At 46.7% G+C, this 334-nt stretch carries 1 protein-coding gene and 1 pseudogene; both read right to left on the bottom strand.

The features are described from left to right. Positions 1–105 (bottom strand): annotated as a pseudogene (locus P5674_RS26210) (HNH endonuclease); the annotation flags it as partial. Positions 106–126: 21 nt separating this feature from the next. Continuing rightward, positions 127–334 (bottom strand): reverse transcriptase N-terminal domain-containing protein (locus tag P5674_RS26205; RefSeq protein WP_315670523.1); only part of this gene is annotated, 208 nt, incomplete at its 5' end.

The raw sequence follows: 334 nt of genomic DNA, 5'->3' as shown, positions 1-334 counted from the left end.
TAACCTTTGTCTTGGAGAGATTACTTTTACTCCATCAACACCGGCTGTTTTCTTGCCTTGACCCGCTTGGGGGGCGGGTTTATTAAGCTGACTGTTGGGAAGCATGGCTGACCGTGGAACCCGCCCCTACAGTCGCACTGCTAAGAGTCGGGCATAGTATGATTTCACCAATAGACGTTGTAACCTTCTTACCTTTGCATCCTGTCCCGATTTAGCCGCTTGAAATATACTCTTTTGGAGCTTGAAAACTTTCCGTTGAACCTTAGTCCACGGGATTATCTTCCATGCGTTGTTCGTAGTCTTGATTGGTTTGGGCTTGCCAAATCCTTTCTTT

This window comes from Limnospira sp. PMC 289.06 (genome assembly GCF_032350395.1).
Taxonomy (GTDB): domain Bacteria; phylum Cyanobacteriota; class Cyanobacteriia; order Cyanobacteriales; family Microcoleaceae; genus Limnospira; species Limnospira platensis.
The sequence above is the reverse complement of the archived record's forward strand: the minus strand, read 5'-3'. Positions and strand labels throughout refer to the sequence as shown.